This window comes from Enterobacter genomosp. S (assembly GCF_001631805.1).
Lineage (GTDB): Bacteria > Pseudomonadota > Gammaproteobacteria > Enterobacterales > Enterobacteriaceae > Enterobacter > Enterobacter quasihormaechei.
On the sequence record NZ_LVVA01000001.1, the window covers coordinates 687,257 to 707,455 of the forward strand.

The 20,199-nt window shown below is 55.9% G+C and carries 19 protein-coding genes; 17 read left to right on the forward strand and 2 right to left on the reverse strand.

The features are described 5' to 3' along the window. Positions 1-22: 22 nt before the first annotated feature. A complete protein-coding gene (ubiF, locus tag A3466_RS03250) occupies positions 23-1,198 on the reverse strand; it encodes a 3-demethoxyubiquinol 3-hydroxylase (RefSeq protein ID WP_063449369.1) in 1,176 nt (391 codons plus the stop codon). Positions 1,199-1,333: 135 nt separating this feature from the next. On the opposite strand from ubiF, the gene miaB reads away from it, so the two are divergent. The 10 genes from miaB (at position 1,334) to rihA (ending at position 11,603) form a co-directional block, all read left to right on the forward strand. Continuing rightward, positions 1,334-2,758: a tRNA (N6-isopentenyl adenosine(37)-C2)-methylthiotransferase MiaB gene (miaB, locus tag A3466_RS03255; protein WP_063449370.1), complete on the forward strand. Its 1,425-nt coding sequence runs from the start codon at positions 1,334-1,336 to the stop codon at positions 2,756-2,758. A gap of 163 nt (positions 2,759-2,921) precedes the next feature. Next, positions 2,922-3,968: a PhoH family protein gene (locus A3466_RS03260; protein ID WP_022647440.1), complete on the forward strand. Its 1,047-nt coding sequence runs from the start codon at positions 2,922-2,924 to the stop codon at positions 3,966-3,968. Beyond that, on the forward strand, positions 3,965-4,432 hold the full coding sequence (ybeY, locus tag A3466_RS03265; RefSeq protein WP_003858677.1) for an rRNA maturation RNase YbeY: 468 nt from the start codon (positions 3,965-3,967) through the stop codon (positions 4,430-4,432). The genes A3466_RS03260 and ybeY overlap by 4 nt, the downstream gene beginning before the upstream one ends. A gap of 84 nt (positions 4,433-4,516) precedes the next feature. Continuing rightward, on the forward strand, positions 4,517-5,395 hold the full coding sequence (gene corC, locus A3466_RS03270; protein WP_003858679.1) for a CNNM family magnesium/cobalt transport protein CorC: 879 nt from the start codon (positions 4,517-4,519) through the stop codon (positions 5,393-5,395). 5 nt (positions 5,396-5,400) lie between these two features. After that, complete coding sequence (gene lnt, locus A3466_RS03275; RefSeq protein WP_063449371.1) at positions 5,401-6,939, forward strand: apolipoprotein N-acyltransferase; 1,539 nt, start codon at positions 5,401-5,403, stop codon at positions 6,937-6,939. Positions 6,940-7,340: 401 nt separating this feature from the next. Further along, positions 7,341-8,246 (forward strand): amino acid ABC transporter substrate-binding protein, encoded by a 906-nt coding sequence (locus A3466_RS03280; protein WP_003858681.1) that lies wholly within the window; start codon positions 7,341-7,343, stop codon positions 8,244-8,246. Between the two features lie 155 nt (positions 8,247-8,401). Continuing rightward, positions 8,402-9,142 carry a glutamate/aspartate ABC transporter permease GltJ gene (gene gltJ / locus A3466_RS03285; RefSeq protein ID WP_015571133.1) on the forward strand — a complete coding sequence of 247 codons (741 nt, stop codon included), beginning with the start codon at positions 8,402-8,404 and terminating at the stop codon, positions 9,140-9,142. Then, on the forward strand, positions 9,142-9,816 hold the full coding sequence (gene gltK / locus A3466_RS03290; protein ID WP_022647437.1) for a glutamate/aspartate ABC transporter permease GltK: 675 nt from the start codon (positions 9,142-9,144) through the stop codon (positions 9,814-9,816). The genes gltJ and gltK overlap by 1 nt, the downstream gene beginning before the upstream one ends. Further along, the gene (locus tag A3466_RS03295; RefSeq protein ID WP_006809622.1) at positions 9,816-10,541 is read left to right on the forward strand and encodes an amino acid ABC transporter ATP-binding protein; all 726 of its coding nucleotides are present in this window, start codon (positions 9,816-9,818) and stop codon (positions 10,539-10,541) included. The genes gltK and A3466_RS03295 overlap by 1 nt, the downstream gene beginning before the upstream one ends. Positions 10,542-10,661: 120 nt before the next feature. Next, the gene (rihA, locus tag A3466_RS03300) at positions 10,662-11,603 is read left to right on the forward strand and encodes a pyrimidine-specific ribonucleoside hydrolase RihA (RefSeq protein ID WP_063449372.1); all 942 of its coding nucleotides are present in this window, start codon (positions 10,662-10,664) and stop codon (positions 11,601-11,603) included. Between the two features lie 54 nt (positions 11,604-11,657). Here the strand turns inward: rihA and A3466_RS03305 are convergent, their stop codons facing one another. Continuing rightward, positions 11,658-12,140, reverse strand: coding sequence for a zinc ribbon-containing protein (locus tag A3466_RS03305; protein WP_063449468.1), 483 nt, complete (start codon positions 12,138-12,140; stop codon positions 11,658-11,660). 214 nt (positions 12,141-12,354) lie between these two features. Here A3466_RS03305 and leuS point away from each other — a divergent pair, with 214 nt between their 5' ends. The 7 genes from leuS to mrdA all read left to right on the forward strand — a co-directional run bounded on the left by leuS (position 12,355) and on the right by mrdA (position 20,197). Next, complete coding sequence (gene leuS, locus A3466_RS03310) at positions 12,355-14,937, forward strand: leucine--tRNA ligase (RefSeq protein WP_063449373.1); 2,583 nt, start codon at positions 12,355-12,357, stop codon at positions 14,935-14,937. Positions 14,938-14,951: 14 nt separating this feature from the next. Then, positions 14,952-15,521, forward strand: a complete 570-nt coding sequence (gene lptE / locus A3466_RS03315) for an LPS assembly lipoprotein LptE (protein ID WP_063449374.1) — start codon at positions 14,952-14,954, stop codon at positions 15,519-15,521. After that, complete coding sequence (gene holA / locus A3466_RS03320; protein ID WP_063449375.1) at positions 15,521-16,552, forward strand: DNA polymerase III subunit delta; 1,032 nt, start codon at positions 15,521-15,523, stop codon at positions 16,550-16,552. Before lptE ends, holA begins: the two co-directional genes overlap by 1 nt. Continuing rightward, positions 16,545-17,210: a nicotinate-nucleotide adenylyltransferase gene (nadD, locus tag A3466_RS03325; RefSeq protein ID WP_063449376.1), complete on the forward strand. Its 666-nt coding sequence runs from the start codon at positions 16,545-16,547 to the stop codon at positions 17,208-17,210. Before holA ends, nadD begins: the two co-directional genes overlap by 8 nt. Before the next feature lie 268 nt (positions 17,211-17,478). Continuing rightward, on the forward strand, positions 17,479-17,796 hold the full coding sequence (rsfS, locus tag A3466_RS03330) for a ribosome silencing factor (protein WP_003858696.1): 318 nt from the start codon (positions 17,479-17,481) through the stop codon (positions 17,794-17,796). Positions 17,797-17,799: 3 nt separating this feature from the next. After that, positions 17,800-18,267, forward strand: a complete 468-nt coding sequence (gene rlmH / locus A3466_RS03335; RefSeq protein ID WP_003858701.1) for a 23S rRNA (pseudouridine(1915)-N(3))-methyltransferase RlmH — start codon at positions 17,800-17,802, stop codon at positions 18,265-18,267. 28 nt (positions 18,268-18,295) lie between these two features. Continuing rightward, positions 18,296-20,197, forward strand: coding sequence for a peptidoglycan DD-transpeptidase MrdA (mrdA, locus tag A3466_RS03340; protein ID WP_063449377.1), 1,902 nt, complete (start codon positions 18,296-18,298; stop codon positions 20,195-20,197). Positions 20,198-20,199: the final 2 nt, after the last annotated feature.

Genomic DNA, 20,199 nt, shown 5'->3' on the forward strand with positions numbered 1-20,199 from the left:
CCACGGGGAGAGGGAATTAAGATTAGAGTCCGAGGGCGTATTTCAGGGCCTGACGCTTCAGGCCACCGGCGCGCTCCGCCGCCATCAGTCCGATATTTCGCAATATCCGCACCGGACCCACGTCATTGCTGAACCCGGCATAGAACAGATCCATCCCCGACTGCATAACGAAGTTATCTGCCATCCGGCGCGTCTGGTAGCGCTTGAGTACCTGATGGCTGGCCCAGACTTCCGCGTGAGCGCGTGCGTTGCTCAGCACGTCCAGTAACGCATCGACGTCACGGTATCCCAGGTTAACCCCCTGCCCCGCCAGCGGATGAATGGTGTGCGCCGCGTCCCCCACCAGCGCCAGCCCTTCACGGGCATACTGCAACGCGTGGCGTCGCATCAGCGGGAATGCACCGGCAGCAACCGGCGTTACGTTCCCCAGACGGCTCGGGAAGTGCTGCTGGATTTCACGCTGCAACTGCGCCATTGTCAGCCCCTGCAACTGCCGAATACGCGCCGGTTTGTCGTACCACACCAGCGAAGCCCAGTTATCAAATAGCGGCAAGAATGCATGCGGGCCGTTCGGCGTAAAATGCTGCCAGGTGCTTTCGCCCGGTGCGTTTTCTGACTGAACGGTGATCAGCATGCAGGACTGCTGGTACTGCCAGGCATGGATCCCAATGCCTGCCATCTGCCTGACCTGCGAGTTCGCGCCATCTGCCCCCACCACCAGCTTCACGGCCAGCTCGTCATCATTGGCCAGCGTAAGGTGATACCCACCGTCATGACGATGCAGGGCTTTCAGCGAGGCCGGAACGCGCAGCGTCACCTTCGGATGCGCCTCCAACGCCTGCCAGAGCGCCTGCTGGAGCACGTTGTTTTCCACCATATAACCCAGGCGCGGCAGTTTCAGCTCGGCGGCGTCAAACGACACGTGGGCATTTTCCCACTCCCAGGTTTCAAGACGACTGTAAGGATGCGCGCGCATCGCCAGCACCGCCTCCCAGACGCCCAGCCCGCGAAGCAGATCAACAGACGCCGCGCTGATGGCGGAAATACGCACGTCCGGCTTGCTGGCGGGATCGAATGCCGGCGGAGCCGCCTGTTCAATAACGGTTACATCAAATCCCTGCTGCGCCAGCCCCAGCGCCAGTGCGCCGCCGACCATACCGCCGCCGACAACGGCAACTTCGGTGTTCAGGAGTGTCATGGTCACTATTCCTTATTGGAGAATGCCTTAAGTTTACCGGATTTTTGCGGTCCTGAGGTTGACAACCTTCATACTGGTCACAACCGCACCAAAGCATTACAATACGCGGCTTGCAATCCTGAGCTGAGCAAGTCGATGACTAAAAAACTCCATATAAAAACCTGGGGCTGTCAGATGAACGAATACGATTCATCCAAGATGGCCGATCTGCTGGATACCACCCACGGATACCAGCTGACTGAAAATGCGAAAGAAGCCGATGTGCTGCTGCTGAACACCTGTTCAATTCGTGAAAAAGCACAGGAAAAAGTCTTTCATGTGTTAGGCCGCTGGAAGCTTCTCAAACGGAAAAATCCGGACCTGATCATTGGCGTGGGTGGCTGCGTGGCATCGCAGGAAGGTAAGCTGATCCGCCAGAGAGCCCCGTATGTGGATATCGTCTTTGGCCCTCAGACCCTGCACCGTCTGCCAGAGATGATCAATCAGGTTCGCGGGAATCGCAGCCCGGTGGTTGACGTGAGCTTCCCGGAGATAGAGAAATTTGACCGTCTGCCAGAGCCGCGCGCGGATGGCCCGACCGCCTTCGTCTCCATCATGGAAGGCTGTAATAAATACTGTACTTACTGCGTGGTGCCTTATACCCGCGGTGAAGAAGTGAGCCGCCCGGCGGACGATATTCTGTTTGAAATCGCTCAGCTTGCCGCCCAGGGCGTACGCGAAGTGAACCTGCTGGGCCAGAACGTTAACGCCTGGCGCGGTGAGAACTACGACGGCACCACGGGCAGCTTTGCTGAACTGCTGCGACTGGTGGCGGCGATTGACGGCATCGACCGCATTCGCTTTACCACCAGCCATCCGATGGAATTTACCGACGACATCATCGACGTCTACCGCGATACGCCGGAGCTGGTGAGCTTCCTGCACCTGCCGATTCAGTGCGGCTCTGACCGCGTGCTGAACCTGATGGGTCGTCCACACACGGTGCTGGAATACAAATCCACCATCCGCAAGCTGCGCGAAGCGCGCCCGGATATCCAGATTAGCTCCGACTTCATCGTCGGCTTCCCTGGCGAAACCGCTGATGACTTTGAGCGCACCATGAAGCTTATCGGCGACGTGAATTTCGACGTCAGCTACAGCTTCATCTTCTCCGCGCGCCCGGGCACGCCTGCTGCCGATATGGTTGACGACGTGCCGGAAGAAGAGAAAAAACAGCGTCTGTATATTTTGCAGGAGCGTATTAACCAGCAGGCCAACGCGTGGAGCCGTCGCATGCTCGGCACCGTCCAGCGTATTCTGGTGGAAGGCACTTCCCGTAAGAGCATCATGGAACTGTCCGGTCGAACCGAAAATAACCGTGTGGTGAACTTTGAAGGCACCCCGGACATGATCGGTAAATTTGTGGACGTTGAGATTGTCGAAGTGCTGACAAATTCCCTGCGCGGGAAGCTGGTGCGCACCGAGGACGAAATGGGTCTGCGAATCGCACAGACGCCTGAATCCGTCATCTCTCGCACCCGCAAAGTCAACGATTCTGGCGTAGGTATTTACCAGCCGTAATCCTTCTGGCCTGCCCTCCTGGCAGGCCTTGTATTTCCTCTCATCACCCCCAATATCTACCGCAACGCTTGCGCCTTTATTCTATGGCGTGAATAATTTCGGTAATGACCGTTTTATTACGCCGTGTGGCCACAGGTCAGTTAACCAATTAAAGAGGAACAGTTTGAACATAGATACGCGTGAAATTAGCCTTGAGCCCGCAGACAACGCTCGCCTGCTGAGCCTGTGCGGGCCGTTTGATGACAACATCAAACAACTGGAGCGACGTCTGGGTATCGAAATCAATCGTCGCGATAACCATTTCAAACTCACCGGACGCCCAATCTGCGTCAATGCCGCGGCAGATATTCTCCGCAGCCTGTATGTTGATACCGCCCCGATGCGCGGCGAAATTCAGGATATTGAGCCGGAACAGATCCACCTTGCCATCAAAGAGGCGCGCGTGCTCGAGCAGAGCGCCGAGAGCGTGCCGGACTACGGTAAGGCCATCAATATCAAGACCAAGCGCGGCGTCATCAAGCCGCGTACGCCTAACCAGGCGCAGTACATCGCCAACATTCTTGACCATGACATCACCTTCGGCGTGGGTCCGGCGGGGACGGGTAAAACCTATCTGGCCGTTGCTGCGGCGGTAGATGCGCTCGAGCGTCAGGAGATCCGTCGCATCCTGCTGACCCGTCCTGCCGTAGAAGCCGGTGAGAAACTCGGCTTCCTGCCCGGCGATCTGAGCCAGAAGGTCGACCCTTACCTGCGCCCGCTGTACGACGCGCTGTTTGAAATGCTCGGCTTCGAGAAAGTTGAAAAGCTCATCGAGCGTAACGTGATTGAAGTCGCCCCGCTGGCCTACATGCGTGGCCGTACGCTTAACGACGCGTTCATCATTCTGGATGAGAGCCAGAACACCACCATCGAACAGATGAAAATGTTCCTGACGCGTATCGGCTTTAACTCGAAAGCGGTTATCACCGGTGACGTTACCCAGATTGACCTGCCGCGCAACACAAAATCGGGTCTGCGTCACGCCATCGAAGTGCTGGCCGAAGTAGACGAAATCAGCTTTAACTTCTTCCACAGTGAAGATGTGGTACGCCATCCGGTCGTCGCGCGTATCGTTAACGCTTATGAGGCCTGGGAAGAGGCCGATCAGAAGCGCAGGGCCGAACTGGCCGCAGAACGTAAGCGCGAAGCGCAGGAGCATGAACAGAAATGAGTCAGGTGATCCTCGATTTACAGCTGGCCTGTGAAGATAATTCCGGCATGCCAGAAGAGGCACAGTTTCAGAAATGGCTGGATGCCGTTATCCCCCAGTTTCAGGAAGAATCAGAAGTCACGATTCGCCTGGTGGATGAAGCAGAAAGCCATGAGCTCAACCTGACCTATCGCGGGAAAGATAAGCCGACCAACGTGCTCTCTTTCCCGTTCGAAGCGCCTCCGGGTATTGAGATGCCGCTGCTGGGCGATCTGATCATCTGCCGTCAGGTGGTTGAGCAAGAAGCCAAAGAGCAGCAAAAGCCGCTGGAAGCCCACTGGGCACACATGGTGGTGCACGGTAGCCTGCATCTTTTAGGTTACGACCATATTGAAGATGACGAAGCGGAAGAAATGGAATCCCTCGAGACAGAGATAATGCTTGCTCTGGGCTATGAGGATCCGTACATTGCCGAGAAAGAATAGTCAGTCACTGACTACCATGCCGCCGCGCAGGGACAAAGCGCGGCGGTTAACGTTGAACTAACAAGAGAACCCTTAACAAACGCCATGAGCGACGACAATTCACACAGTAGCGACACGACAACCACAAAAAAGGGATTTTTCTCCCTCATTCTGAACCAGCTTTTCCACGGCGAACCCAAAAACCGTGATGAACTGCTGGAGCTGATTCGTGATTCCGGGCAGAACGATCTTATCGATGAAGATACGCGCGAAATGCTCGAAGGGGTGATGGACATCGCCGACCAGCGCGTCCGCGACATCATGATCCCCCGCTCGCAGATGATTACCCTGAAACGCAACCAGACGCTGGACGAGTGCCTCGATGTGATTATCGAATCGGCTCACTCGCGCTTCCCGGTCATCAGCGAAGATAAAGATCACATCGAAGGGATTTTGATGGCGAAAGATCTGCTGCCGTTTATGCGCAGCGATGCCGAAGCCTTCAGTATGGAAAAAGTGTTACGTCCGGCCGTCGTTGTGCCGGAAAGTAAACGTGTGGATCGGATGCTGAAGGAGTTTCGCTCCCAGCGCTACCACATGGCGATTGTTATTGATGAATTTGGCGGCGTTTCCGGTCTGGTTACAATCGAGGACATCCTTGAGCTGATCGTGGGCGAAATTGAAGATGAGTATGACGAAGAAGAGGATATCGACTTCCGTCAGCTGAGCCGCCACACCTGGACCGTGCGCGCGCTGGCCTCCATTGAAGACTTCAACGACACCTTCGGCACCAGCTTCAGCGATGAAGAAGTGGACACCATTGGCGGTCTGGTGATGCAGGCCTTCGGCCATCTTCCGGCCCGCGGTGAAACCGTTGACATCGATGGTTACCAGTTCAAGGTCGCAATGGCTGACAGCCGACGTATTATTCAGGTTCACGTCAGAATGCCGGACGACTCACCGGTGCCAAAACTGGAAGATTAATGTAAATGGCATTTGCCCCATTATTAGAACGCCAGCGCGTCCGTTTGCTGCTGGCGCTGTTACTCGGAGCCAGCGGTACGCTGGCTTTTTCTCCTTACGATATCTGGCCAGCCGCTCTTCTCTCCCTGATGGGGCTACAGGGTCTGACCCTGAACCGTCGCCCGGTACAGGCCGCAGCCATCGGCTACTTCTGGGGGCTGGGGCTGTTCGGCTCTGGCATCAACTGGGTCTACGTCAGTATCGCGCAATTTGGCGGAATGCCGGGGCCGGTTAACGTCTTCCTGGTTGTGCTGCTCGCCGCGTATCTGTCGCTCTACACCGGCCTGTTCGCGGGCGTCCTTTCTCGTCTGTGGCCTAAAACCAGCTGGCTGCGCGTGGCGATAGCGGCTCCCGTTGTCTGGCAAATCACCGAATTTCTGCGCGGCTGGGTACTGACCGGCTTCCCGTGGTTGCAGTTCGGCTATAGCCAGATAGACGGACCGCTGAAAGGTCTGGCTCCCGTCATGGGCGTGGAGGCGATCAACTTCCTGTTAATGGCGGTCAGCGGCCTGCTGGTGCTGGCCCTGGTGACGCGTAACGGGAAGCCGCTGGCTGTCGCGCTGATCCTGTTTGCCCTGCCCTTCCCGCTGCGCTATATCCAGTGGTACACGCTGGAGCCCGCGCGCGCCACGCAGGTTTCTCTGGTACAGGGCGATATCCCACAGTCACTGAAATGGGATGAGAATCAGTTGCTGAACACGCTGAAAATCTACGCCAACGCCACCGAAGAGGTGATGGGCAAATCACAGCTCATCATCTGGCCTGAGTCTGCGATCCCGGACCTGGAGATCAATCAGCAGCCCTTCCTGAAGATGATGGACGATTTGCTGCGCGCCCGCGGCAGTACGCTGATTACCGGCATTGTGGATGCGCGTCTGAATCAGCAGAACCGCTATGACACCTACAACGCGATCATTACGCTTGGTAAGGACAGCGAATACAGCTATACCTCCACCAATCGCTACAACAAAAATCACCTTGTCCCGTTTGGCGAGTTTGTTCCGCTGGAGTCGATTCTGCGCCCGCTGGCACCGTTCTTCGATTTGCCGATGTCCTCCTTCAGCCGCGGCCCGTACATTCAGCCGCAGCTTCACGCGCACGGTTTTGCCCTGACGGCCGCCATTTGCTACGAGATTATCCTCGGCGAGCAGGTGCGCGATAACTTCCGCCCGGACACCGACTATCTGCTGACCATCTCAAACGACGCCTGGTTCGGTAAATCGATTGGCCCGTGGCAGCACTTCCAGATGGCGCGAATGCGTTCTCTGGAGCTGGCGCGTCCGCTGCTGCGTAGCACCAATAACGGCATCACCGCCGTGATTGGCCCGCAGGGCGAAATCCAGGCCATGATCCCGCAGTTCACCCGTGAAGTGCTGACAACCAAAGTCACGCCTGCCTCGGGCCTGACGCCGTACGCCCGCACCGGCAACTGGCCGCTGTGGATCCTGACCGCGCTGTTCGGCTTTGGCGCCGTGCTGATGGGCCTGCGTCAGCGTCGTCGCTAGTCTTACCTTCTGTTGTCGGGTAGCGCTGACGCTTACCCGGCCTACATTTTACTCCCACAGGTCGGGTAAGGCGTCGCCGCCACCCGACAATTTCCTCCCAACCTTCAATTCTGGCACGCCTGTTGCTTTGTTTCTTGACACAAACGCTGTCTGGCTTAACGTGCAACCCTGTCGCACCAGCATCGATCGCCGGTGGCACCGAAACGGTGCAACGGGAGATTATTGCCTCGGAATGGTGCGGCGCGCTTCGCAAAAATAAACAATAACGCAGCAAAATCTTTACATTAAGCCAGACTAAATGTTAACAAGCTTGCATAACACTGCACTCGCATTGCGCGAGATATAACAACATCACAATGGGTATCTATGCGTCACTGGCGCTGATAAGAAAGGAGTTGGGTATGCAATTACGTAAACTGGCCACAGCAATGCTGGTTATGGGAATGTCTGCGGGCGTCGTCCACGCTGAAGACGCTCCGGCAGCAGGAAGCACTCTCGACAAGATTGCCAAAAACGGCGTGATCGTGGTCGGCCACCGTGAATCTTCTGTCCCGTTCTCTTACTACGACAACACGCAAAAAGTCGTGGGCTATTCACAGGATTACTCCAACGCCATCGTTGAAGCCGTGAAGAAAAAGCTGAACAAACCTGACCTGCAAGTGAAGCTGATCCCCATCACTTCACAGAACCGTATCCCTCTGCTGCAAAACGGCACGTTTGATTTTGAGTGTGGCTCGACCACCAACAACCTTGAACGTCAGAAACAGGCCGCTTTCTCCGATACCATCTTCGTTGTGGGCACTCGCCTGCTGACGAAAAAAGGCGGCGACATCAAAGACTTTGCTGACCTGAAAGGCAAAGCGGTTGTCGTGACCTCTGGTACCACATCCGAAGTACTGCTGCACAAGCTGAACGACGAGAAGAAAATGGACATGCGCATCATCAGCGCGAAAGACCACGGCGACTCCTTCCGTACCCTGGAAAGCGGTCGTGCTGTCGCGTTTATGATGGATGACGCCCTGCTGGCGGGCGAGCGCGCGAAGGCGAAGAAACCAGACAACTGGGAAATCGTCGGAACCGCACAGTCGAAAGAAGCTTACGGCTGTATGCTGCGTAAAGGTGATGAAGACTTCAAAAAGCTGATCGATGACACCATCGCTCAGGCGCAAACCTCTGGCGAAGCGGCAAAATGGTTCGACAAATGGTTCAAGAACCCTATTCCACCAAAAAACCTGAACATGAACTTTGAACTGTCTGACGACATGAAAGCGCTGTTCAAATCACCAAACGACAAAGCTCTTAACTAATTAGAACGACAAGGGCGGGATCTCCTGCCCTCTCGATTGTCGGGAAGCATGGACAGACTATACGTTGAGTGGTCGTTCCCCACTCAGCGCAAAAATTGAGCTTCTCACCAATCTTCGAGGGTAGCGCTGCTACCCTCTTTTTTCTGGAGTTTACTATGTCAATTGACTGGAACTGGGGCATCTTTCTGCAACAAGCCCCGTTCGGCAACACCACCTATCTCGGCTGGCTGTGGAGCGGCTTTCAGGTTACCGTTGCGCTATCGATAACGGCGTGGATTATCGCGTTTCTTGTCGGTTCGCTGTTCGGTATCCTGCGTACCGTCCCTAACCGTTTTCTCTCTTCAATTGGCACGCTCTATGTGGAACTGTTCCGTAACGTTCCGCTGATCGTGCAGTTCTTTACCTGGTATCTGGTGATCCCGGAACTGCTGCCGGAAGATCTCGGCATGTGGTTCAAGGCAGAACTGGATCCTAACGTACAGTTCTTTGTCTCTTCCATGCTGTGTCTGGGGCTGTTCACCGCTGCGCGCGTCTGCGAGCAGGTACGAGCCGCCATACAGTCACTGCCGCGCGGGCAAAAGAATGCGGCACTGGCGATGGGCCTGACCCTGCCACAGGCCTACCGTTACGTCCTGTTGCCTAACGCTTACCGCGTCATCGTTCCGCCAATGACCTCCGAAATGATGAACCTGGTGAAAAACTCGGCCATCGCCTCAACCATTGGCCTGGTCGATATGGCGGCGCAGGCGGGTAAGCTGCTGGATTACTCCGCTCACGCGTGGGAATCCTTCACGGCGATCACGCTCGCGTATGTTCTAATTAACGCTTTCATCATGCTGGTGATGAACCTGGTTGAACGCAAAGTACGCCTGCCGGGCAATCTGGGGGGCAAATAATGTACGAATTTGACTGGAGTTCTATTGTTCCCTCCATGCCCTATCTGCTGGATGGACTGGCAATTACCTTAAAGATCACCGTTATCGCCATTATTGTCGGTATTGTCTGGGGCACCCTGCTGGCGGTGATGCGCCTGTCGAGCTTTAAGCCGCTCGCCTGGTTCGCCACGGCTTACGTTAACGTGTTCCGCTCCATCCCGCTGGTCATGGTGCTGCTGTGGTTTTACCTGATTGTTCCCGGCTTCTTACAGAACGTGCTGGGTCTGTCGCCGAAAACCGATATCCGCCTGATCTCTGCCATGGTGGCGTTTTCCATGTTTGAAGCCGCCTACTACTCCGAGATCATCCGCGCCGGTATTCAGAGTATCTCGCGCGGGCAGTCCAGCGCTGCGCTGGCGCTCGGTATGACGCACTGGCAGTCCATGAAGCTGATTATTCTGCCGCAGGCGTTTCGCGCCATGGTTCCGCTGCTGCTGACGCAAGGCATCGTCCTGTTCCAGGATACCTCCCTGGTCTACGTGCTGAGCCTGGCAGACTTCTTCCGTACCGCCTCCACCATTGGCGAACGTGACGGAACGCAGGTTGAGATGATCCTCTTCGCGGGCGGGGTCTATTTTGTGATTAGTTTAAGCGCATCGCTGTTGGTCAGCTGGCTGAAGAAAAGGACCGTATAATGATTTCCCTGAAAAATGTTTCTAAATGGTATGGGCACTTTCAGGTGCTGACCGACTGCTCAACAGAAGTGAAAAAAGGCGATGTGGTGGTGGTCTGCGGCCCGTCCGGTTCCGGTAAGTCTACGCTTATCAAAACCGTTAATGGTCTGGAACCTGTCCAGCAGGGCGAGATTGTCGTTAACGGCACCAAAGTGAACGACCGTAAAACCAACCTTGCCCAGCTTCGCTCCCACGTGGGCATGGTGTTCCAGCATTTTGAGCTGTTCCCGCACCTGTCGATCATTGAAAACCTGACGCTTGCGCAGGTGAAAGTGCTGAAGCGCGATAAAAAAGCGGCGCGCGAAAAAGGGCTGAAGTTACTGGAACGCGTCGGGCTCTCTGCGCATGCGGATAAGTTTCCGGCACAGCTTTCGGGCGGCCAGCAGCAGCGCGTGGCAATCGCGCGGGCGCTGTGTATGGATCCGGTGGCGATGCTGTTCGATGAACCTACTTCTGCACTCGATCCGGAGATGATCAACGAAGTGCTGGACGTGATGGTGGAGCTGGCGCACGAAGGGATGACCATGATGGTGGTGACGCACGAAATGGGCTTTGCCCGTAAAGTGGCCAACCGCGTGATCTTCATGGATGAAGGGAAAATTGTTGAAGACTCGCCGAAAGAAGAGTTCTTCGCGAATCCGAAATCCGAACGTGCAAAAGACTTCCTCGCTAAAATCCTGCATTAATCTTTTCAGTGCGCAATTCGCGGATTGCGCACTGCTTCACGCTTTAGCTCTCTTTTTCTATTCGGCGTCACATCGCAGCGTTAACCTTGTCACAAAATAATGCTGAGAATGGAGAACGCTATGGCACACCCTATAATTCTCGACTGCGATCCGGGTCATGATGACGCGATCGCGCTCGTCCTCGCGCTTGCCTCCCCTGAACTGGACGTCAAAGCTGTCACCTCCTCCGCCGGGAACCAGACGCCGGATAAAACCTTGCGAAACGTGTTGCGCATGCTGACGCTGCTGAAACGCACCGATATTCCGGTCGCAGGCGGCGCCGTTAAGCCGCTGATGCGCGAGCTGATCATTGCGGACAACGTTCACGGTGAAAGCGGGCTGGATGGCCCGGCGCTGCCGGAGCCAGGTTTCGCACCGCAAGACTGCACTGCCGTCGAGCTGATGGCAAAGATACTGCGTGAAAGCGCAGAGCCCGTGACGCTGGTGGCTACCGGCCCGCAGACCAACGTTGCACTTCTGCTGAACAGCCATCCTGAACTGCACAGCAACATCGCCCGTATCGTCATCATGGGCGGATCAATGGGGCTGGGGAACTGGACGCCTGCGGCCGAATTCAACATCTTTGTTGACCCGGAAGCAGCGGAGATCGTCTTCCAGTCGGGCCTGCCGATTGTGATGGCGGGGCTGGACGTGACGCATCGGGCGCAGATTATGGCAGACGATATTGAACGCTTCCGCGCCGTGGGCAACCCGGTTGCAACGACCGTGGCCGAGCTGCTCGACTTCTTTATGGAATATCACAAAGCCGAGAAGTGGGGCTTCCACGGCGCGCCGCTGCACGACCCATGCACCATCGCCTGGCTGCTGAAGCCGGAGATGTTTACCACGGTGGAGCGCTGGGTTGGCGTGGAGACGCAGGGGAAATATACGCAGGGGATGACGGTGGTGGACTATTACTCATTGACGGGAAACAAGCCGAATACGACGGTAATGGTGGATATCGATCGGGAAGGATTTGTGGATTTACTGGCGGAGCGGCTTACTTACTATACTGCTGCCTGATGCCCTCACCCCGGCCCTCTCCCACGGGGAGAGGGAATAAACCTGCGCTTTTTATTATGGCTCAAACGGGCGACGCTGGAACTGGTCGTGCCCGCACTTCGGACACAGCGACAGCACCTCCGGCGTATACACGGCCATATGGTGGTGGCACTTCTCACACACCAGATTCCCCAGCCCCACCACTTCGCCGCTGTGATAGACACCGTGGTGGTTTAAATCCTGGAACACCTCGCGCCACTCCAGCTGGGTTTTATCGGTAATATCCGCCAGTTCCTGCCACAGGCTCTCTTTAATGACTCGCATAAAAACGCTATCGGCGATCTCGTCCTGGCTCTCTTCGTAGCTTCGCGCAAACTCTTCCAGGTCACGGCGCACGGCGCGCGTCACCTCTTCCACTTCGGTTCGCGTTAACTCACCCGTTTGCGTCACGCGTGCGCGTGCCTGTTCGACCAGCGCGTCGATATCGCGCTCGCCGTTACGCAGTCGTTCCGTCAGTGTGGCCACCAGTTCACGGTAAAATTGAGCAACCTTGTTCATCATCTTGCCTCCCGGGTAAGTAACTGTCTCTAATAATAGACCTTATTTCGACGCCGCTTTGTCAGGTGAAGCACAGACCCGGTAAATTCCTGCAAAGTGCATTTGCGTGAAAGGCTGTTTTGACGCGGGCGTTTGGGCTATGCTATGCGGATCTGAATTACCACATCCATTGGCTACATTTGTAGCTGTATTGAACACAGGACCACTGGCTGCCATGCAAGAGCAATACCGCCCGGAAGAGATAGAATCAAAAGTCCAGCAACACTGGGACGAGAAGCGCACCTTTGAAGTAACCGAAGACGAGAGCAAAGAGAAGTATTACTGCCTGTCGATGCTTCCCTATCCTTCTGGTCGACTACACATGGGCCATGTGCGTAACTACACCATCGGTGATGTGATTGCACGCTACCAGCGTATGCTGGGCAAAAACGTTCTTCAGCCTATCGGCTGGGATGCGTTCGGCTTGCCTGCTGAAGGCGCGGCGGTGAAAAACAACACGGCACCGGCTCCGTGGACGTACGACAACATCGCGTACATGAAAAACCAGCTCAAAATGCTGGGCTTCGGCTACGACTGGAGCCGCGAGCTGGCCACCTGCACACCAGAATATTATCGCTGGGAGCAGAAGTTCTTCACCGAACTGTATAAAAAAGGCCTGGTCTACAAGAAAACGTCCGCCGTTAACTGGTGCCCGAACGACCAGACCGTACTGGCGAACGAGCAGGTTATCGACGGCTGCTGCTGGCGCTGCGACACCAAAGTTGAGCGTAAAGAGATCCCACAGTGGTTTATCAAAATCACCGCCTACGCTGACGAGCTGCTGAACGATCTGGATACTCTGGATCACTGGCCTGACACCGTTAAAACCATGCAGCGCAACTGGATTGGCCGTTCTGAAGGCGTTGAAATCACCTTCAACGTAGAAAATTACGATCAGACCCTGACCGTCTACACCACCCGTCCGGACACCTTCATGGGTGCGACTTACCTTGCCGTGGCTGCGGGTCACCCGCTGGCACAAAAAGCAGCGGAAAACAATCCGGAGCTGGCAACCTTCATCGACGAATGCCGCAACACGAAAGTGGCCGAAGCCGACATGGCGACGATGGAGAAAAAAGGCGTTGATACCGGCTTCAAAGCAATTCACCCGCTGACGGGCGAAGCCATCCCCGTCTGGGCAGCGAACTTCGTGCTGATGGAATACGGTACGGGCGCAGTGATGGCCGTGCCGGGCCACGATCAGCGTGACTACGAATTTGCCACCAAATACGGCCTGAACATCAAGCCTGTGATCCTGGCGGCTGACGGTTCTGAACCTGACCTCTCCGAGCAGGCGCTGACCGAAAAAGGCACCCTGTTTAACTCCGGGGAGTTTAGCGGCCTGAGCTTCGAAGAAGGCTTCAACGCCATCGCCGACAGGCTGGCTTCTCTGGGCGTGGGCGAGCGTAAAGTGAACTACCGTCTGCGCGACTGGGGCGTTTCCCGCCAGCGTTACTGGGGTGCGCCAATCCCTATGGTGACTCTGGAAGACGGCACCGTCATGCCAACCCCGGAAGATCAGCTGCCGGTGATCCTGCCGGAAGACGTGGTCATGGACGGTATCACCAGCCCGATCAAAGCCGATCCTGAGTGGGCCAAAACCACCGTCAACGGTCAGCCAGCGCTGCGTGAAACCGACACCTTCGACACCTTCATGGAGTCCTCCTGGTACTACGCGCGCTACACCTGCCCGCAGTACAAAGAAGGCATGCTGGATTCCGACGCGGCAAACTACTGGCTGCCGGTAGACATCTACATCGGCGGCATTGAACACGCCATCATGCACCTGCTCTACTTCCGTTTCTTCCACAAGCTGATGCGTGACGCAGGCCTGGTCAATTCCAACGAGCCAGCAAAACAGCTGCTGTGTCAGGGGATGGTGCTGGCAGATGCGTTCTACTACGTTGGCGCGAACGGCGAGCGTAACTGGGTTTCTCCGGTTGATGCGATTGTCGAACGTGACGAGAAAGGCCGTATCGTGAAGGCGAAAGACGCTGAAGGTCATGAACTGGTTTATACCGGCATGAGCAAGATGTCCAAGTCTAAAAATAACGGCATCGACCCGCAGGTAATGGTTGAGCGTTACGGTGCAGACACCGTGCGTCTGTTCATGATGTTTGCATCTCCGGCAGACATGACCCTTGAGTGGCAGGAATCCGGTGTTGAAGGGGCCAACCGCTTCCTGAAACGCGTCTGGAAACTGGTTTACGAGCACACCTCTCAGGGCGATGCGCCAGCGCTGAACGTAGCTGCACTGACTGAAGATCAGCAGGCGCTGCGTCGTGATGTTCATAAAACCATTGCGAAAGTCACCGACGATATTGGTCGTCGTCAGACCTTCAATACCGCAATTGCGGCTATTATGGAACTGATGAACAAGCTGGCGAAAGCTCCGCAGGACGGCGAGCAGGATCGCGCGTTAATGCGTGAAGCGCTGCTGGCGGTCGTTCGCATGCTGAACCCGTTCACGCCGCACGTAAGTTTCACGCTGTGGCAAGAGCTGAAAGGCGAAGGCGATATCGACAACGCGCCGTGGCCAGTGGCTGATGAATCCGCTATGGTGGAAAACACCACGCTGGTGGTGGTGCAGGTTAACGGTAAAGTGCGCGGTAAAATCACCGTCGCGGTCGACGCAACCGAAGAACAGGTTCGCGAGCGCGCAGGCCAGGAACATCTGGTCGCGAAATACCTTGAGGGCGTTACCGTACGTAAAGTGATCTACGTACCTGGTAAACTGCTGAATCTGGTCGTTGGCTAAGCGCGGGAGGAAACGTGCGACAACTGGCAACAATACTCTTATCTCTGGCGGTGCTTGTCACCGCTGGCTGCGGCTGGCACCTGCGCAACACCACGGCAGTGCCTGCGCAGATGAAAACGATGATCTTCGACTCATCCGATCCGAACGGACCGCTGAGCCGGGCCATTCGTAACCAGCTGCGTTTGAACGATGTTAAGCTGATCGAGAAGGGAACCCTGCGTCAGGATGTTCCTTCGCTTCGCGTCCTGAAATCTACGCTGTCACAAGACACGGCGTCGATCTTCCAGGATGGTCGAACCGCGGAATATCAAATGGTGCTTACCGTTGATGCGGCCGTCTTAATGCCGGGTAAAGATATTTACCCTATCAACACTAAAGTCTACCGTTCGTTCTTCGATAACCCGCAGACGGCCCTGGCAAAAGACGCTGAACAGCAGATTATCATCAAGGAAATGTACGATAAGGCCGCAGAGCAGCTGATCCGTAGACTGCCAGCCATTGCCGCGTCGTCGAAGAAAGGCGCTGACGTCATCGAAACACCGGATGCCAGCACGCCGGACATGCCAACGTCGCTGGGTAACTGATGATCAGGTTGTATCCTGAACAACTCCGCGCGCAGCTCAACGAAGGGCTGCGCGCGGCCTACCTGCTACTTGGTAACGACCCCCTGTTACTTCAGGAAAGCCTTGATGCTGTTCGCCATGCGGCAGCCGCGCAGGGCTTTGATGAGCATCATACGTTCCAGATCGATAATAGTACCGACTGGAACGCTATCTTCTCGCTTTGTCAGGCCATGAGCCTGTTTGCCTCACGTCAGACAATCCAGATCCTGCTGCCAGAGAATGGCCCTAACGCCGCCATCAACGAACAGCTGACCATGCTGGTCAGTTTGTTACACAGCGATCTGCTGCTGATAGTACGCGGCAACAAACTCACTAAAGCGCAGGAAAACGCGGCCTGGTTTACCCGACTGGCCACCAGTGCAGTGCTGGTTACCTGCCAGACGCCTGAGCAGGCACATCTGCCAAAATGGGTCGCCGCGCGAGCAAAGCAGCACAACCTGCAACTGGACGATGCCGCCAGCCAGCTCCTTTGCTACTGCTATGAAGGCAATCTTCTGGCACTGGCGCAGGCGCTGGACAGGCTCTCCCTGCTGTGGCCGGATGGCAAGCTGACGCTGCCCCGCGTCGAACAGGCGGTGAACGATGCCGCGCACTTTACCCCCTTCCACTGGGTTGATGCGCTGCTGTCGGCGAAAAGTAAGCGTGCCCTGCACATACTGCAACAGCTTCGCCTGGAAGGTAGTGAGCCGGTCATTCTGCTCCGCACGCTCCAGCGCGAACTACTGCTGCTGAACAACCTTAAGCGCCAGTCGGCGCATACGCCCCTGCGCGCCTTATTCGACAAGCATCGCGTGTGGCAGAACCGTCGGGCGATGACCACGGAGGCGATAAACCGCCTGAGCCAGGAACAGCTGCGTCAGGCCGTGCAACTGCTGATGCGCGCCGAACTGACGCTGAAACAGGATTACGGCCAGTCCGTCTGGGCGGAGCTGGAGAGCCTCTCTTTACTGCTCTGCCATAAGGCGCTGGCAGACGTATTTATCGATGGGTGATATGCATTCTTTACAGGCAATGTATGGCGGGACCTTCGACCCGGTGCACTATGGGCATCTTAAGCCGGTAGAAATCCTCGCGAATTTGATTGGCTTGCAGCGGGTGATCATCATGCCCAACAATGTTCCGCCGCACCGTCCTCAGCCAGAAGCAACCAGCGAACAGCGCAAATCGATGCTCGCGCTGGCTATCGCCGATAAGCCTCTCTTCACGCTGGACGAGCGCGAACTGCGCCGGGATACGCCGTCCTGGACATCGCAAACGCTGCGGGAGTGGCGCGCTGAGCAGGGGCCAGTGAAACCGCTGGCGTTTATCATCGGCCAGGATTCCTTGCTCAACTTTCCCAGCTGGTACCAGTACAAAACCATATTGGAAAACAGTCACTTGCTGGTCTGCCGCCGTCCGGGCTACCCGCTGACCATGCGTGAACCGCAGCATCAGCAGTGGCTTGACGCGCATCTTACGGACAATATAGAAGACCTTCACAGCCTGCCCGCCGGTAAAATTTACCTCGCCGAGACGCCGTGGTTTGATATTTCCGCAACCCTTATCCGCGAGCGTCTCCAGCAGGGTTTAAACTGTGACGATCTCCTGCCCTTACCTGTGCTGGCCTATATCCACGCACACGGTCTGTATCAGAAAAGTACAGATGCCTGAACATCACCGGCGAAATTGTCTGTTAATGATTATCCTGCCTTGACAGGCTAAGCCATACTGATATCCTCCGCTGCCAGACTTTCCCGCCGATCGTTGCTTTACAGAAATTGTTTTACAAAAATGGCGATGCAATCTCAGGCGGAGGGTGGGATGATACCCGCCTTCAAAAGCCGGGCGGTGACATTTGTCCCGCGACTGGCGTCAGTTCAGGTATACTGGCTGACCACGAATTCACAGTTGTACAATCTCATTCACCCAGGGGGAAAACTTGCAGGGTAAAGCACTCCAGGATTTTGTTATCGACAAAATTGATGACCTGAAAGGTCAGGACATCATCGCTATCGACGTTAAGGGTAAATCCAGCATCACCGACTGCATGATTATCTGCACCGGTACCTCAACTCGTCACGTTGTTTCGATTGCTGACCATGTTGTTCAGGAATCGCGCGCGGCAGGGCTGCTTCCGCTGGGCGTTGAAGGTGAAGCGACCGCTGACTGGGTGGTTGTCGATCTCGGCGATGTGATTGTCCACGTCATGCAGGAAGAGAGCCGTCGCCTGTATGAGCTGGAAAAACTCTGGGGTTAATGCGTGAAGTTGCAGCTGGTCGCCGTCGGCACCAAAATGCCGGACTGGGTACAAACCGGTTTTACTGAGTATCTGCGTCGTTTCCCAAAAGATATGCCGTTCGAACTGGTGGAGATCCCAGCAGGAAAGCGCGGCAAGAACGCAGATATCAAACGTATTCTCGATAAAGAGGGAGAGCTGATGCTGGCTGCCGCAGGCAAAAACCGCATCGTGACCCTCGATATCCCGGGCAAGCCCTGGGATACGCCGCAGCTGGCGCACGAACTGGAGCGCTGGAAGCAGGACGGTCGTGACGTCAGTCTGTTGATTGGCGGACCAGAGGGGTTATCTCCCGCCTGCAAAGCGGCAGCAGAACAAAGTTGGTCACTCTCTGCGCTGACGCTGCCCCACCCGCTCGTGCGGGTTCTCGTGGCAGAAAGTTTGTATCGCGCGTGGAGCATCACTACCAACCACCCTTATCACCGCGAGTAATGACTGACCAGGGTAACTTAAGCAGCGGATGAAACTACAGAATTCTTTTCGCGACTATACGGCTGAGTCCGCGCTGTTTGTGCGCCGGGCGCTGGTCGCCTTTACGGGGATTTTGCTGCTTACCGGCGTGCTGATCGCCAACCTCTATAATCTGCAAATTGTCCGCTATACCGATTACCAGACCCGCTCAAACGAAAACCGTATCAAGCTGGTGCCCATCGCGCCCAGCCGCGGCATTATCTACGATCGTAACGGTACCCCGCTGGCGCTAAACCGCACCATCTATCAGATTGAGATGATGCCGGAGAAAGTGGATAACGTGCAGGATACGCTGAACGCGCTGAGAAGCGTTGTCGACCTGAACGATGATGACATCGCGGCGTTCAAAAAAGAGCGCGCACGTTCTCACCGCTTCACCTCCATTCCGGTAAAAACCAACCTGACAGAAGTGCAGGTCGCCCGTTTTGCCGTTAACCAGTACCGTTTTCCCGGCGTGGAAGTCAAAGGTTATAAGCGCCGCTACTATCCTTACGGCTCCGCGCTGACGCACGTGATTGGCTACGTCTCCAAAATCAACGATAAAGACGTCGAACGCCTTGATAAAGACGGCAAGCTGGCTAACTACGCCGCAACCCATGATATCGGCAAGCTGGGCATCGAACGTTATTACGAAGATGTCCTGCACGGCCAGACCGGTTATGAAGAGGTTGAAGTCAACAACCGTGGGCGCGTGATCCGTCAGCTAAAAGAGGTCCCCCCGCAGGCGGGACATGACGTGTATCTGACGCTCGACCTGAAACTCCAGCAGTATATCGAAACGCTGCTGGCGGGTAGCCGCGCCGCCGTGATCGTGACCGACCCGCGTACCGGCGGCATTCTGGCGATGGTTTCCATGCCAAGCTACGATCCGAACCTCTTCGTGGACGGTATCTCCAGCAAAGATTACTCCGGCCTGCTCAACGATCCAAACACCCCGCTGGTGAACCGCGCTACGCAGGGAGTTTATCCTCCAGCATCAACGGTTAAACCGTATGTCGCCGTGTCTGCGCTGAGCGCGGGCGTCATTACCCGCAATACCAGCCTGTTTGACCCGGGCTGGTGGCAGTTGCCTGGCTCTGAGAAACGCTACCGCGACTGGAAAAAATGGGGCCATGGCCATCTGAACGTGACCAAATCACTGGAGGAGTCGGCGGATACCTTCTTCTATCAGGTCGCCTACGACATGGGTATTGACCGTCTGTCTGAATGGATGAGCAAATTCGGCTACGGGCATTACACCGGTATAGATTTGGCGGAAGAGCGTTCCGGCAACATGCCAACCCGCGAATGGAAGCAGAAGCGCTTTAAAAAGCCCTGGTATCAGGGTGACACTATTCCCGTGGGGATTGGTCAGGGCTACTGGACGGCAACGCCGCTGCAAATGAACAAGGCGATGATGATCCTTATCAACGATGGCGTAGTGAAGGTGCCGCACCTGCTGCAAAGCACCGTTGAAGACGGCAAAAAAGTGCCGTGGATACAGCCTCATGAGCCACCGGTGGGTGACATTCATTCTGGGTTCTGGGAAATCGCTAAAGACGGTATGTACGGCGTAGCCAACCGCCCTAACGGCACGGCGCACAAATATTTCGCTGGCGCACCGTATAAGGTTGCCGCCAAATCGGGTACTGCGCAGGTCTTCGGTCTGAAAGCGAATGAAACCTATAACGCCCACAAAATTGCCGAACGTCTGCGTGACCACAAGCTCATGACGGCGTTTGCCCCTTACGATAACCCGCAGGTTGCGGTGGCGATGATTCTGGAAAACGGCGGCGCAGGCCCGGCGGTGGGTACCATCATGCGTCAAATCCTCGACCACATCATGCTGGGTGATAACAACACCGAACTGCCTGCTGAAAACCCGGCAGCCGCTGCGGCGGAGGACCAATAATC

Bases quoted from the DNA above. Each gene is read 5' to 3' on its own strand.
- A3466_RS03280 (WP_003858681.1), top strand. From the start codon at position 7,341: ATGCAATTACGTAAACTGGCCACAGCAATGCTGGTTATGGGAATGTCT.
- lnt (WP_063449371.1), top strand. From the start codon at position 5,401: ATGGCATTTGCCCCATTATTAGAACGCCAGCGCGTCCGTTTGCTGCTG.
- miaB (WP_063449370.1), top strand. From the start codon at position 1,334: ATGACTAAAAAACTCCATATAAAAACCTGGGGCTGTCAGATGAACGAA.
- A3466_RS03305 (WP_063449468.1), bottom strand. From the start codon at position 12,140: ATGAACAAGGTTGCTCAATTTTACCGTGAACTGGTGGCCACACTGACG.
- mrdA (WP_063449377.1), top strand. From the start codon at position 18,296: ATGAAACTACAGAATTCTTTTCGCGACTATACGGCTGAGTCCGCGCTG.
- holA (WP_063449375.1), top strand. From the start codon at position 15,521: ATGATCAGGTTGTATCCTGAACAACTCCGCGCGCAGCTCAACGAAGGG.
- nadD (WP_063449376.1), top strand. From the start codon at position 16,545: ATGGGTGATATGCATTCTTTACAGGCAATGTATGGCGGGACCTTCGAC.
- ubiF (WP_063449369.1), bottom strand. From the start codon at position 1,198: ATGACACTCCTGAACACCGAAGTTGCCGTTGTCGGCGGCGGTATGGTC.
- A3466_RS03295 (WP_006809622.1), top strand. From the start codon at position 9,816: ATGATTTCCCTGAAAAATGTTTCTAAATGGTATGGGCACTTTCAGGTG.
- corC (WP_003858679.1), top strand. From the start codon at position 4,517: ATGAGCGACGACAATTCACACAGTAGCGACACGACAACCACAAAAAAG.
- gltJ (WP_015571133.1), top strand. From the start codon at position 8,402: ATGTCAATTGACTGGAACTGGGGCATCTTTCTGCAACAAGCCCCGTTC.
- rihA (WP_063449372.1), top strand. From the start codon at position 10,662: ATGGCACACCCTATAATTCTCGACTGCGATCCGGGTCATGATGACGCG.
- ybeY (WP_003858677.1), top strand. From the start codon at position 3,965: ATGAGTCAGGTGATCCTCGATTTACAGCTGGCCTGTGAAGATAATTCC.
- gltK (WP_022647437.1), top strand. From the start codon at position 9,142: ATGTACGAATTTGACTGGAGTTCTATTGTTCCCTCCATGCCCTATCTG.
- leuS (WP_063449373.1), top strand. From the start codon at position 12,355: ATGCAAGAGCAATACCGCCCGGAAGAGATAGAATCAAAAGTCCAGCAA.